The organism is Mesorhizobium sp. WSM4833 (assembly GCF_055811095.1).
Window position 1 is genome coordinate 106,286 of the sequence record NZ_JBVVQG010000007.1, and the last position, 13,458, is coordinate 119,743.

Below are 13,458 nucleotides of genomic sequence, written 5' to 3' on the forward strand. Positions count from 1 at the left end.
GCAATCAGGCCATCGATTTCGGCAAGGCGACGGCCAGCGCATCGAGGGCCAGCCGCACCTTCAGCGGCAGGTGCGGTGTCTGCAGCCAAAGCGCGTGGCAGTCGTAGAGATATCGCGGCTGGTCCGGCAACAGCGCCATCAGCGCGCCGGCCTGAATGCGGTCGCGTACCAGCCACCAGGGCAGCCAGGCCAGCCCCATGCCGTCGGCGGCCGCGTCAGCGATGGCATCGAGATCGTCGAGCCGCAGCCGTCCGGTTGGCGTGATCTCGAGCGTGGGTTGCCCCTCGCGCACAAACAACCACGGCTGAACGACCTGGCCGAGCCGGCGGTAGACAATCGCCTGATGGTCGGCGAGATCCTCGATCCGCTGCGGCTCGCCATGAATTCTGAGATAAGAGGGTGCCGCGCAGACGACCATGCCCTGACGCGCGACGCGACGCGCAATCACCCCCACCTTGTCGTCAAGAGTGCCGGTGCGGATTGCGAGATCGTAGCCGTCCTCGGCAAGATCCGCCAAGCGGTCGGTGAGCGACAGGTCGAGTTCCAGCATCGGATATTGATGGGCCAGCTTCAGCAACACGGGGGTCACGCAATGGCGCCCGAAATGCGCCGGCATGGTGACCCGCAGTTTTCCACGTGGCTCCGAAAACTGTTCGGCGGCGAGCGCATCGGCGGCTTCGGCCTCGGCGAGCACCACCCGACAGCGTTCATAGTAAGCGCGGCCGAAGTCGGTCAGGCTCTGCCGTCGCGTGGTCCGGTTGAGCAGCCGCACGCCCAGCCGCTCCTCGATAAACCGGACATGCTTGCCGACCATCGGTCCGGAGAGGTCGAGCGCGACCGCCGCGGCCGCGAACGAGCCGAGATCGACCGCCTTGACGAACACGGCCATGCTCTCAAGCCGATCCATATTCGGAACTCCTGGTTTCTACTGTTCTTCTCTTACAGCCATTTATCCCCGAAAAGACCGGCTGCATAGCTCATTCGGTTCAGATGATTTGGAGTATCCGAATGACACGCGTAGTTCGCTTTCACCAGCATGGTGGTCCCGAGGTTCTGCGCATCGAGGATGTCGCGCTTTCCCCACCGGGTTCGGGCGAAGTTCAAATCCGGGTCAAGGCACTCGGCCTCAATCGCGCCGAAGCGCTGCTGCGCGCGGCTTCCTATATCGAGACGCCGACGCTCCCCTCGGAGCTTGGCCTCGAGGCAGCGGGCGTCATCGAGGCTATTGGCGACGGTGTGAGGGATTTCGCGCCGGGCGACAGCGTCAGTGTTATCCCGCCGCAATCGATGATCCGCTGGCCGGCCTATGGCGAGTTTGCCACCTACCCCGCCGGACTTGTCGTCAAGCATCCGCCGTCGCTCGACTGGCAGACGGCAGCGGCCGTCTGGATGCAGTATCTCACCGCCTATGGCGCGCTGATCGATATCGCCGGGCTGCACAGCGGAGACCACGTGGTGATCACCGCAGCCTCGAGCAGCGTCGGGCTTGCGGCAATCCAGATCGCCAACAGGGTCGGTGCAACAGCGATTGCGGTGACGCGGACATCGGCGAAGAGGCAGGCCCTGCTCGATGCCGGCGCGGCTGAAGTCGTCACCTTGGCCGAGGAGGATTTGGCGGCACGGCTGAATGAGATCGCAGGGCCTGAAGGCGTGCGCGTCGTGTTCGATGCGGTCGGCGGCCCGATCTTCGAGCCACTCACAGCGGCCATGTCGCGTGGCGGCATCCTCATCGAATATGGCGGTCTCAGCCGCGAGCCGACGCCATTCCCGCTGCCAGCGGTGCTGAGCAAGACGCTGACACTGCGCGGCTACCTCGTCCACGAGATCACCGGCAACCCTGTGAAACTCGAGGCCGCCAAGGCGTTTATCGTCGAAGGTCTGGAGCACGGAACGCTGAGGCCGATCATCGACAGGACCTTCGCGTTCGACCAAATCGTCGAGGCGCACCGCTACCTGGAGTCGAACGAGCAGTTCGGCAAGATCGTAGTGACGATCTGAGATCGTAGTGACGATCTGAGATCGTAGTGACGATCTGAGATCGTGGTGACGATCTGAGATCGTGGTGACGATCTGAGATCGTGGTGACGATCTGAGATCGTGGTGACGATCTGAATCGTGGTGACTGCCTGAGCAACGCTGGCGAACAAATCATTCTTGCAGGGCAATATCGACCTTGAAGCCGCGGCTTTGCATCCCTAACTGTCCGGTGCGGGCCGGGCCCCTCTGACTGTCGCTTTTGGCGATTGTGATGTCGGACCGCTTTAACGGGCCCGTTTCCATTCTTCGGTCAAGCGGGCTCATTCCTTTCGGTTTGGAGCCCCGTATGACATCTACTTCCCTCCTCGGTATGGTTTGCCCCTCCTGCCGCGTCGCGCTCGTGATGAGCGAACGCCAGGGTATCGAAATCGACTACTGTCCGCAGTGCCGCGGCGTCTGGCTTGATCGAGGAGAACTCGACAAGATCATCGAGCGTTCCGGCAGGGAAGCGGCGCCCGCGCCGCAGCCACAGCCGGCAGCATTCTCCCAGCCACAACATGGCCAGAGCCGCGATGACGATTATTCCCGCTCGCACGGTCACCGCTATCCGAAGCGGAAGAAATCATTCTTCGAAGAGTTGTTCGACTGACCGCATGATGCCCGACATCCAGGCCGGCACTTGCTGAAACTTCCGAAACCACATCGACAAAGGTTCATCTCCGATGATTTCCCGCACCAGCCGATTTGCAGCCCTCTTTGCAGGACTGTTCCTTGCATTCTCCATGGTTGCGATGGACCATGCCGAGGCCCGTCGTGGCGGCAGTTTCGGCAGTCGTGGCATGCGTACGTTCCAATCGGCACCGCCGACCAGGACGGCCCCAGCACCGACCGCTCCGGTCGAGCGGTCGATGACGCCCAACACCGGTGTGAACAACGCGGCCCGGCAGCCGCAGGCCGGCCTGCAGAGGCCCGGCTTCATGAGCGGTTTCGGTGGAACGATGATGCGCGGCCTGTTGCTCGGCGGCCTGTTCGGCCTGCTTTTGGGTCAGGGCTTCGGCGGCCTGGCCGGCATGTTCGGTTTCCTGCTTCAGGCCTTGCTGATCGGTGGCGCGATCATGCTGGCCATCAGGTTCTTCCGCTCGCAATCCGCGCGCGGCCCCGCGCCGGCGCTCGCAGGTGCCGGCAATGCCCAGGCTTCGCGATTTGAGAACCGCTCAACGGCAGGGCAGCAGACTGCAGGCTCCTTCACAATTCCCGGTTTCGGCGGCGGTTCAGGTGGAGGCTCTCCGGCCGCCGCCTCCGAGGAGATCACGCTGGCCCAGACGGATCTCGACGCATTCCAGCAGCTGCTGACCGATGTCCAGGAAGCATTCGGGCGCGAAGACCATGCCGCTCTGCGCCGGGCGGTTACACCCGAAATGGTATCCTATCTGTCGGAAGAGTTGGCCGACAATGCCCAGAAAGGTCTCAGGAACGAGGTGACTGATATCACCTTGCTGCAGGCCGACGTTGCGGAAAGCTGGCGCGAGGATGAGCGCGACTACGCCACGGCCGCCTTGCGCTACGAATCTCGTGACGTGACGCGCGAACGGGCCAGCGGCAAAATCGTCGCGGGCGACGATGATCATCCGACAGAGACGACCGAGCTGTGGACTTTCGTGCGTGAGAATGGATCGAACTGGAAGCTCTCGGCAATACAACAGGCTTGAGCCTCGGGCGATTTTTTCCGAGGTTTCGCAGTTGTGGGCGTTCAGCGCACGATCTTGACGCACATCGGCGTGCCGATCTCGATGGCGCGCCCGGTGTCGGTCAGTATGCCGCTGTCGGCGTCGCGGGCGAAGATCGAAATGCGGTCGCCATTCTGGTTGGCGGAAAACAGATGGCCGCCTGACGGCGTCAGCGCCAGGTTACGCGGGGTCGCGCCGCCGCAAGGGACATAGCCGACGAGGCTGAGCGATCCTGTCTGCTGGTCGACCGCCATGATGACGACGCTGTCATGGCCGCGGTTGGAGCCGTAGACAAAACGGCCATCCGGTGAGATCTGGATATCGGCGCAGTGGTTGCTGTCGCGTGCCTCGGCCGGCACCGCCGGCTTTGCGTCGATGATCGAGAGCTTGCCGGTGGCTTCATCCAGCGTCATCGACACGATGGTCGAATCCAGTTCGTTCATGACGAAGACGAAGCGTCCGTTCGGATGCAGTGCGAGGTGGCGTGGACCGGCGCCGGATGGCAAAGCGGATTCGGTTAGCTTGGCCAGATTGCCCTCGCGCTCGATCCGGTAAGACACCAGCCGGTCGGTGCCGAGGTCGGCGACGATGGCTGTTCCCCCGCCGATGGTTTCGGTGACGCTGTGCGCATGCGAGCGTTCCTGCCGCGCCACATTCGGGCCGCTGCCCTCATGCGAAACGCTGGCGAGCGGCGCCGACAAGGCGCCGTTCTCTTCGAAGCCATAGACAGCCACCGCACGATCCGGGCCGCCCTCGCCCATGCCGTAATTGGCGACCAGCAGTTTTGTCCCGTCGCGGGTGATGGTGTTGTGGGCGGCTATGCTGCCGAGCGACGGTTGCTTGTTCAGATAAATGAGCGTCCCCGAAGCTCGATCGAAGCTGTAAGCTGAGACGGTGCCCTCGCGCCAGGTGAACACTTCCGAGTTGGCGTAGATCCGCGAGCCGTCCGGTGTCACCGAGAGGAAGGTCGGATTGTCGACGTCGTTGGTCTCGGCCAGTTTTCGTGTTTCCAGCGTCGTCTCGTCAAAGCTGTAGACGCTGAGGCCGACGCCCCGAGCGCCCTGAAAATACGGCGCCTCGCGGTTCTGGCTGCCGACAAAGACCAGACAATTCTCGCGCATGATTTCCTCCCCTACCCGCCTGCGCTTTGGCGCGCGGGAGCAGCCAAAATTTCGCCTGTTCACGCTTGCAACGCAACCCCATATGTGAAAATACTATTTACAAAAGAAGATTGACGGGAGGAGACGTCTTGTATTTCGACGCCTTGATGCGTTTTCCGATAGCTGTGACGTGCCCCATGCAGGTCTGGCGGTGCCGACCATGAACGATTTCGCACCTACCGTCGGCGTCGCCTCGACGCATCCTAAGAACATGCCCGGAGATCACGCCGCGCTGCCGGTGTGGAATGCCGAGAACTGGTTCTACGAGGACTGGCCCGTCGGCCAGAAGATCCGCTCGTTGCGGCGCACAATGGCAGAAGGCGACAGCCATTTGTTCAACACGCTGGTGCTCGACATCCACCCCTATGTGCAGGACCAGATGTTTGCCGAGAACGAAGGCATTTTCGGCAAGCGGCTGATCGCCGGCGCCTTCGTCTTTTCGGCTGGCCTGGGGCTGGTCGCCACCAACTGCGTCAATGCCTTCTCCTATGGCTACGACAAGCTCCGCTTCATAAAACCCGTCTTCATTGGCGACACGATCTATTCGATCCGCTCCAACCTCGACAAGAAGCCCCGCTACAAGGAAATGGGGCTGATCCGCGCCAGCTATGAGGTGTTCAAGGGCGAAGGCGAGTTGGTTCTCTATTGCGAGCATCTGCAGACGGTGAAGTACCGCAACCCGGCCGACTTCGTCGGCAAGACGGAGAAATAGCATGCCGGCAGCAGCCGAATTGCCGCTCGCCGGTCTCGTCGTCGTCGACATGAGCCAGTTCCTGTCCGGGCCCTATTGCTCACTCAGGCTGCTCGATCTCGGCGCCCGCGTCATCAAGATCGAGCGTCCGGATGGCGGCGACCTGTCGCGCCGGCTCTATCTCAGCGACACCGAGATCGGCGGCGATTCCACCATCTTTCATGCCATCAACCGGGCCAAGGAAAGTCTTGCCATCGACCTCAAGAACGAGGCCGATCTCGAGGCGTTGCGCGGCCTTCTGGCCAAGGCCGATGTGCTGATCCAGAATTTCCGGCCGGGCGTCATCGAGCGGCTCGGCTTGGACTATGAGGCGGTCCGCAAGATCAATCCGCGGCTGGTCTATGCCTCGATCAGCGGCTATGGCGAAGACGGACCATGGGTCAAGAGACCCGGCCAAGACCTGCTGGCGCAGGCGCGCTCCGGCGTGATGTGGCTGAACGGCGATGAGGACCAAGGGCCGGTGCCGTTCGGTCTTGCCATCGGCGACATGCTGGCCGGTGCCGCCTGCGCGCAGGGCATTCTGGCCGCACTCGTGCGGCGCGGCATCACCGGCCAGGGCAGCCATATCGAAACCAGTCTCCTGGAAGCGCTGGTCGATTTCCAGTTCGAGGTGCTGACGACGCATCTCAATGACGGCCGCCGGCTGCCCAGGCGCTCCAGCTTCCGCAGCGCGCATGCCTATCTGTCGGCGCCTTACGGTGTTTACCCGGCCAAGGACGGATACCTCGCCATCGCCATGACGCCGATCCCCAAGCTGGCCGATCTCCTGTCGCTCAGCGAACTCGCACCCTATCGCGACAAGCCTGCATCGTGGTTCACCGCGCGCGACGACATCAAGGCGATCATCGCACAGCGGATCGCCACCAAGACGATCGACGAGTGGCTTGATATCCTCGAGCCGGCCGACATCTGGTGCGCCAAAGTGCTGACCTGGCCGGAGATGCTGGCGAGCGAAGGGTTCCATTCCCTCGGCATGCTGCAGACTGTGACGCGCGAGGACGATGTCTCGATCCTCACCACCAGTTCGCCGCTCCGGGTCGATGGCATAAGAGCCAAGGCCGATCGGGCGGCGCCCCGCATCGGCGAGCACAGTGCCGCCATCCGCGCGGAGTTCGGCCTGTGAGTTCGCCCAAGCTCAAAGGCATGACCTGGAGCCATCCGCGTGGCTACGATCCGATGGTCGCCTGCTCGGCGCTGTGGCAGCAGAAGACCGGTATTGCCATCGAATGGGACAAGCGCTCGCTGCAGGACTTCGAATCCTTCCCGGTCGAAGAACTGGCGCGCGCCTATGACCTCATCGTCATCGACCATCCGCATGTCGGCCAGATCACGGCCGAAGGCTGCCTGGAGCCGCTGGATGTCGCCGGACGCGAGGCGGAACGCACGGCCCTTGCCTCAGGCAGCATCGGCCAGTCCTATCCGAGCTACAACTGGCAAGGACGGCAATGGGCTTTCCCGATCGATGCGGCAACCCAGGTCCAGGCATGGCGTCCGGATGCGCTCGCGGCGCCGCCGGCGCGCTGGAGCGAGGTGCTCAATCTCGCCCGGCAAGGCCGCGTGCTGCTGCCGCTGCGGCCGCCTCACGTGTTGATGGTGTTCTACACGCTTGCCGGCAATCTCGGGCATGCCTGCACGACCGATCCGTCCCACGATCTGATCGATGTGGAGATCGGTAGCCAAGTCTTCGAGGCAATGCGCGAGATCGCAGCGCTGGTCGATCCCGCGTGTTTCGAGATGGACCCGATTGCCGTCTCCGAACGTATGGCGGAGGCCGGTTCCAGGTTCGTCTGCGCGCCACTGATCTATGGTTACGTTTCCTATGCGACGGCTGGCTTTCGGGCGAACCGGCTGGCCTTTGCCGATGTTCCGGTCATCGGTTCCGGCGGCCCGGTCGGTTCGGCGCTTGGCGGCACCGGCATAGCCGTATCAGCCTTTTCCAAAGCCAGGGATGCCGCGATCGACTTCGCCTATTGGGTCGCGAGCGGCGATGTCCAGCGTGGCGCCTATGCCGCCGCCGGCGGCCAGCCCGGCCATGCAGCGGCCTGGGAGGACCAGGCTGTCAATGAAGCGACCGGCGACTTCTATCGGGATACGCGCGCGACGCTGGAGGGTGCATGGGTGCGGCCGCGCCACGACGGCTACATGACGTTCCAGCAAGCAGCATCCGAACGCATCCTTTCCGGCATGACCTCCGGGCATCAAGCCCGACAGGTTGTTGCCGATCTCAATCGCCTGTTTCGGGAGAGTTCCCCGGTGCAGGTGTCCGGCGCTGCCGGTGGAGGAGCCTGAACCAAACCGAAGGGAGGAGAACGAGATGACAGGAATGATCCGCGGCCTGCTGGCCGCAACCGCGCTTGCCTCGCTTGCAACGACCGCCTTTGCGCAGGATGTGCAAGGCGTCATCGGCGGGCTGCCAACCGAACTTAAGGCGCAATATGACGGCGCGCCGCAGAAGGTGCTGCCTTCGGCCTGGGACAATTTCACAGCGCCGCCGAAACCGTGGAAATGGTGCCACTCGGAATCCTACCAGGGCAATCCGTGGCGGGTCACGGTGACCAAGGAATTGAAGCGTCTCGTCGACGGGCTGATCGCCGACGGAACGGTGTCCAGCTTCGAGGTGTCTGATTCCAACAACGACGCCAGCCAGCAGATCAACCAGATCCGCGCCTTCATCGACAAGAAGTGCTCGATCATCACCTCGATCCCGGGCTCGGCGACGGCACTCGATGATGCGATCGACGCTGCCGCCAAAGCCGGCATTCCGTTCATCACCGCTGCCGGTTCGGTGACCAGCCCGAACGCCATCAATGTCGATTCCAACTATGCGCGCTGGGGCTACGACATGATGGCGGCGATCGGCAAGGCGCAGCCGGACGGCGCCAGCATCCTTCTGGTCGAAGGCATCGCCGGACACCCGATCGTGGTGCAGGAGCGCCAGGGCGCGGACAAGGCGCTGACTGAAAATCCGAAGCTGAAGATCTCGCGCAATGTCAATGGCAACTGGACAGCCAACGTCACCAAGACCGTGGTGCTGCAGGCGATCGCCACCAACCCGGCGCCGATCGATGCAGTGTGGACGACAGGCAGCGAAAGCCGCGTCGTCGCCGAAGCCTTCGCAGAAGCCGGCCGGCCCGCACCATTGATCACCGGCTCGATCACCGGCGATGCGCTGGGCTACTGGAAGGCCAACCCCGACAAGTACCGCTTCGAAGGCCATGCGGTGCTGCCGCACTGGACCGCGCAGACGCTGTTCCGCGTCGGCGAGCGCATGCTCGACGGGCAGAAGCCGAAGCTGAACACGCTGCTGATCCCGATCCCGCCTGTCCACACCGCCGATCTCGGTGCCTGGTACAAGGACTGCATGACGACGGACGCCGTGTCTATCTTCCCGATCCCGCCGAAAGATCCGATGCCGGAGGAATGGCTCGACGCCTATTTCTCGAACCCGGCGCCAACCAAGGGCTGGGACTATTCGAAGGTGCCCGATGCCTGTGCAAAGTGACGCCTGCTAATCTCTCAACAGGCCGGCTCCTTTCGGGGAGCCGGCCTGCCAGCATCGAAATGCGACATGCTTGAAGTCAAAACCATATCCAAACGCTATGGCGAGACGATCGCGCTCGCGGACGCATCGATCGCGTTTCGGGCGGGAACCATCCACACCATCCTGGGCGAGAACGGTTCGGGCAAGAGCACGATGGTCAAGCTGTTGTCCGGCATCGTCCAGCCGGACAGCGGCGCGATCCTCCTGCACGGCAAGCCGTTCTCGGGCGCCAACCCCTCGGCCTTCCAGGCGCAAGGCTTCGCCACGGTGTTCCAGGAGGTGCTGATCGCGCCGGATCGCAGCGTGACCGACAACATCCTGCTCGGCCTCGACGGGCTGGTCCGGCGCGCTGTGCCCCGCAACGAGCGCCGTGACCGGGCGAAAGCTGCGCTTAAGCGCTTCGCGGTCACCGACGTCCCTCTCGACATGCCAGCCGGCCTGCTGCCGCTCGCCGCGCAGCAATTGGTCGTCCTTGCTCGCGCGATCGTGCGCAACCCAAAGATCCTGATCCTCGACGAGGTCACCGCCGCGCTCGACTTCGCCGATCGCGAATCCGTTTTTTCGTTGATGCGTGCGCTTGCCGGCGAGGGCTGCCTGATCCTGTTCATCACCCACCGCATGGACGAGGTGATGTCGCTTTCGGATCGCATCTCGATCCTGCGGGGCGGCAGCGTGGTGCGCACCGAAGAGCGCGGCGCTTCGACGCCGGCTGAGCTTCTCAAGACAATGGCGCCACGTACCGCCGCGGAGCTTGCGCATGGCTGATCGCACCGCTCTCGATTTTGGTGGTCTTGCCGTTCGCGAACTCGTCATCGCGCCCGGCGCCAGCCCGATCACGCAGGCAATCGCTCCGGGTGAGATCGTCGGGCTTGCCGGCCTCGATGGTCATGGCCAGGAGCTGTTTCTCAAGATGCTTGCTGGCCTGGAACCGCCGCATGGCGGCTCGATCGAACTCGGTGCATCGGATGCGTCCCGTAAGATCACCGGGTTTCGCAAGGCTGTCGCCAGCGGCATCGCCTATTTGCCGCGCGACCGACGCGCCAACGGCATTTTCCCGACGCAGTCGGTGCTCGACAACTTCGCCGTTTCGACTCTGTCGCGCGACACACGGCTCGGCCTGATCAGCCCGGCGGCGCGCAAGGCGCGCTACGACATCTACCGCGAAAAACTGTCAATCGCCGCACCCCGGCCCGATGCGCCGATCACCACTTTGTCGGGCGGCAACCAGCAGAAGGTGCTGCTGGCGCGGGCCTTGGCGCTGGAGCCCGCGATCCTGCTCCTCAACGATCCGACGCGTGGCGTCGACGTGGCGACGCGGCATGTTCTCTACGACGTGTTTCGCGGGCTGGCGGCCGACGGCATGGGGCTCGTCATCCTGTCCAGCGAAATCGAGGAGATTCTTCTCCTGTGCCAGCGCGTGCTGGTGTTCCGTGAGAATGAAGTCGCGGCCGAGATCGCCGGCAACGCCCTCACCACCGACGGCGTGATATCAGCCATGTTCGGACGTGCGGCATGAGCCCTGTTGCGCGCCTCCTGTTCCTTGGGCGAAATTTCGGCTTCGCCGTCGTGCTGCTGGTCGTGCTGCTTGCGGTCAATCTCATCCTCAGCCCGGGACGGTTCCAGCCGGGTTCCTGGGGGGCGCTGGTCGGATTGGCGGCGCCCTTGATCGGTGCTGCCATCGCCTCAACGCCTGTCATCCTCGCCGGGCGTGGCGGAATCGACATCTCGGTCGGGCCATTGATGGGCTTTGTCAACGCTTTGACGATCCAGGTGCTGTTCCTCGGCACCGGCATCTCGTCGCCCTTGGTGCTCGTTCCGGCGGCGTTGCTCGTCGGCGCGCTGGTGGGCGCGGCGAACGGCTTCCTGGCGACAATCGTGCGCATTCAGCCGATCGTCGCCACGCTCGGCACCTATCTGATCCTGACCGGCGTGACGCTGACAATCCTGCCGGCGCCGATCGGCCCAGCGCCGGCCTGGCTCAAGGCACTGTCCGGCCCGCTGTCGATGCTGCCGCTGGCGGCGATGCTCGTCGCCTGGTGGCTGGTGCGGCGCACGCCATACTACGACCAGCTTATGGCGGTCGGCAGCGACGACCGCGCCGCCTACACCGCCGGTGTCGATGTCACGCGCGTGCGCTTCATCGCCTATGTCATGACCGGCATCCTCGGCGGATGCGCCGGGCTGATGCTGACCGCGCTGATCGGCTCGGCTGATCCCAATATCGGGCCGACCTACACACTGATCGCCATCGCCGCCGTAGCACTTGGCGGCGTCAGCCTGGCCGGCGGCCGTGGTGGCGTGGCGGGTGCCGCCATCGGTGCCATCGACATCTTCCTGCTGCAGAGCGTGCTGACGACGTTCAACGTCTCGACCTTCGTGCTGCAGATCGCCTACGGCGCGATCCTGGTGCTGGCGGTGATGCTGACAGCGCTGCAGGAACGTCTTGCCATGGGGAGACGCTGACATGGTTTTGCGCCAAAACCTCTTCGCGACAACCAACGCCCGCGTCGTCGGCGCCTTCTGCGTCGCCGCCCTTCTGCACCTTGCCGGCACAATTCTCATTCCCGGCTACTCGGCGCCGTTTGCGATACGTGCCATGCTGGTGCTCGCCTCGCTGCTCGCCGTGGCCTCGATTGGCCAGACGCTGGTCGTCATCATGGGCGGCATTGACCTTTCGATCCCCTTCGTCATCGGCTTTGCCAATGTCGTGGCGGCGCAGCTTTATGGCGATGGCTGGAACTTTTTTCTCGTCTGCGGCCTGGTCGGCGCGCTGGCGCTCGTCATCGGCGGGCTGAACGGGCTGATCTCGCGCAGCCTCGACATCCAGCCGCTCATCGTCACGCTCGGAATCGGCATGGTCGTGCAAGGGCTGGTGCTGCTGTGGACAGCCGGCTTCCCGTCAGGCTCCGCGCCACAAGCGGTTTCCAGCTTCGTCTCGATCGGCGGATCGGCCGGCCCGCTGCCGGTGCCGTGGCTGGTGCCGAGCCTGGTCGTGCTGGCGGCGCTGGTCGTGCTGGTGCTGGAGCGGACGCCCTATGGCCGCCGGCTCTATGCGTTGGGCAGCAATCCGGGAGCGGCGCCGCTGGCGCTGATCGACCCGGTTCGCATGTGGGTCATCACCTATGCAGCAAGCGCCTTCTTCGCCGCTGTCGCGGGCGTGCTGCTGCTCGGCTTCACCGGCTCGGCCTATGGCGATGTCGGCCAGCCCTATCTGTTCCAGACCATCGCAGCGGTCGTCGTCGGCGGCGCAGCACTGGTCGGCGGCCGGGGCAGCTATCTCGGCACGATCGCCGGCGTGCTGGTGCTGACCGAGATCAACACGCTGCTCATCGGCCTCGGCTTCCAGCCCGCGGCAGTGCAGGCCGCGCTCGGCTTCGTCATCGTGCTGCTGGTTTCGCTCTATGGCCGCGAACGGCACGTCTCGGCAACCATCTGAAAGGACCTGTCAGTCGAGCCGCCACAGCTTGCGGGCATTGCCGGACAACAGCCTGTCGCGCTCGGCAATGCTGCAGCCCGAGAGCAATGCATGGGTCGCCGCCACCCAGGTCGACAGGCCGCCGCCTAGCGTGCAGACCGGCCAGTCGCTGCCCCAGACGACGCGGTCCCAGCCGAATGAATTGATGGTGTGCTCGACGTACGGCCGCAACGTCTCGACCGTCCAGCTGCCGGCATCGGCATAGGCGACGACACCGGAAATCTTGGCCATGACATTCGGGCGCCGGGCGATCTCGCTCATATGCTCGCGCCATGGATGTTCCCTGTTGCCCTTGATGTCGGGCACGCCGCAATGGTCGAGGACGAACGTCACATCGGGTGCCAGGTCGGCAAGCACGATAGCCTTGGGAATCTGGTGCGGCAGCACGACGAGATCGAAGGTCAGGCCGGTGCCGCCAAGCCGCTTGATGCTGTCGCGGAACACCGCACCTTCCGAGAGCTCGTCGGGCGCGACATGAAGGACGCGGCGAAAGCCCTTTACGAACGGGTTTGCCCGCTGCCGTTCGAGATAGGCCGCGAAGTCTCCTTCCTCAGGACGGCAGGACGCGATCACCCCGGCCAGCATGCTGCCGGGCTGCCGTGACAGTCCTTCCACACGAGCCGTCTCGGCTTCGATGTCGGCCGGATCGACATCGACCTCCATATGCAGCACGCGCTCGACGCCGACACGCTGCGCCTCCGTCGCGTAGTCTTCATAAGAGAAATCGCGGTTGAGCGCCGGCACGCCGGCGAGCCAGGGATAGCGCAGGGCCGAGCGATCGATGAGGTGAAGATGGGTGTCGATGATCATGGCGAGGCTCCTCCCTC

At 64.0% G+C, this 13,458-nt stretch carries 14 protein-coding genes; 11 read left to right on the forward strand and 3 right to left on the reverse strand.

What is annotated here, in order from left to right; translation table 11 throughout:
• Nucleotides 1–4: 4 nt before the first annotated feature.
• Nucleotides 5–907 (reverse strand): LysR family transcriptional regulator, encoded by a 903-nt coding sequence (locus AC0L2D_RS15780; protein ID WP_473541497.1) that lies wholly within the window; start codon nucleotides 905–907, stop codon nucleotides 5–7.
• Nucleotides 908–1,008: 101 nt separating this feature from the next.
• On the opposite strand from AC0L2D_RS15780, the gene AC0L2D_RS15785 reads away from it, so the two are divergent.
• From AC0L2D_RS15785 to AC0L2D_RS15795, 3 genes are all read left to right on the forward strand, one after another.
• Nucleotides 1,009–1,998 (forward strand): zinc-dependent alcohol dehydrogenase family protein, encoded by a 990-nt coding sequence (locus AC0L2D_RS15785; protein WP_473541498.1) that lies wholly within the window; start codon nucleotides 1,009–1,011, stop codon nucleotides 1,996–1,998.
• 325 nt (nucleotides 1,999–2,323) lie between these two features.
• Nucleotides 2,324–2,626, forward strand: a complete 303-nt coding sequence (locus AC0L2D_RS15790; protein ID WP_024502504.1) for a TFIIB-type zinc ribbon-containing protein — start codon at nucleotides 2,324–2,326, stop codon at nucleotides 2,624–2,626.
• 73 nt (nucleotides 2,627–2,699) lie between these two features.
• Complete coding sequence (locus tag AC0L2D_RS15795) at nucleotides 2,700–3,686, forward strand: Tim44 domain-containing protein (protein WP_473541499.1); 987 nt, start codon at nucleotides 2,700–2,702, stop codon at nucleotides 3,684–3,686.
• A gap of 41 nt (nucleotides 3,687–3,727) precedes the next feature.
• Here AC0L2D_RS15795 and AC0L2D_RS15800 read toward each other — a convergent pair whose 3' ends face one another.
• Entirely contained in the window at nucleotides 3,728–4,825 is a 1,098-nt protein-coding gene (locus tag AC0L2D_RS15800; RefSeq protein ID WP_473541500.1) for a lactonase family protein, read from the reverse strand.
• Nucleotides 4,826–5,024: 199 nt separating this feature from the next.
• Between AC0L2D_RS15800 and AC0L2D_RS15805 the strand changes: the two genes are divergently transcribed.
• The 8 genes from AC0L2D_RS15805 to AC0L2D_RS15840 all read left to right on the forward strand — a co-directional run bounded on the left by AC0L2D_RS15805 (nucleotide 5,025) and on the right by AC0L2D_RS15840 (nucleotide 12,592).
• Nucleotides 5,025–5,576 (forward strand): MaoC family dehydratase, encoded by a 552-nt coding sequence (locus tag AC0L2D_RS15805; protein WP_013533014.1) that lies wholly within the window; start codon nucleotides 5,025–5,027, stop codon nucleotides 5,574–5,576.
• Between the two features lies 1 nt (nucleotide 5,577).
• Entirely contained in the window at nucleotides 5,578–6,738 is a 1,161-nt protein-coding gene (locus AC0L2D_RS15810; protein WP_024502501.1) for a CaiB/BaiF CoA transferase family protein, read from the forward strand.
• Nucleotides 6,735–7,904, forward strand: coding sequence for an extracellular solute-binding protein (locus AC0L2D_RS15815; protein WP_473541501.1), 1,170 nt, complete (start codon nucleotides 6,735–6,737; stop codon nucleotides 7,902–7,904). Before AC0L2D_RS15810 ends, AC0L2D_RS15815 begins: the two co-directional genes overlap by 4 nt.
• Before the next feature lie 25 nt (nucleotides 7,905–7,929).
• Nucleotides 7,930–9,117 carry an ABC transporter substrate-binding protein gene (locus AC0L2D_RS15820; protein ID WP_024502499.1) on the forward strand — a complete coding sequence of 396 codons (1,188 nt, stop codon included), beginning with the start codon at nucleotides 7,930–7,932 and terminating at the stop codon, nucleotides 9,115–9,117.
• 66 nt (nucleotides 9,118–9,183) lie between these two features.
• Entirely contained in the window at nucleotides 9,184–9,921 is a 738-nt protein-coding gene (locus tag AC0L2D_RS15825; RefSeq protein WP_013533018.1) for an ATP-binding cassette domain-containing protein, read from the forward strand.
• Nucleotides 9,914–10,672, forward strand: coding sequence for an ATP-binding cassette domain-containing protein (locus AC0L2D_RS15830; RefSeq protein WP_063171555.1), 759 nt, complete (start codon nucleotides 9,914–9,916; stop codon nucleotides 10,670–10,672). Before AC0L2D_RS15825 ends, AC0L2D_RS15830 begins: the two co-directional genes overlap by 8 nt.
• A complete protein-coding gene (locus tag AC0L2D_RS15835) occupies nucleotides 10,669–11,619 on the forward strand; it encodes an ABC transporter permease (RefSeq protein WP_473541502.1) in 951 nt (316 codons plus the stop codon). Before AC0L2D_RS15830 ends, AC0L2D_RS15835 begins: the two co-directional genes overlap by 4 nt.
• Before the next feature lies 1 nt (nucleotide 11,620).
• Nucleotides 11,621–12,592, forward strand: coding sequence for an ABC transporter permease (locus AC0L2D_RS15840; RefSeq protein WP_013533021.1), 972 nt, complete (start codon nucleotides 11,621–11,623; stop codon nucleotides 12,590–12,592).
• A gap of 9 nt (nucleotides 12,593–12,601) precedes the next feature.
• On the opposite strand, the gene AC0L2D_RS15845 is transcribed toward AC0L2D_RS15840, so the two are convergent.
• Nucleotides 12,602–13,441 (reverse strand): amidohydrolase family protein, encoded by an 840-nt coding sequence (locus AC0L2D_RS15845; RefSeq protein WP_063167544.1) that lies wholly within the window; start codon nucleotides 13,439–13,441, stop codon nucleotides 12,602–12,604.
• Nucleotides 13,442–13,458 lie beyond the last annotated feature (17 nt).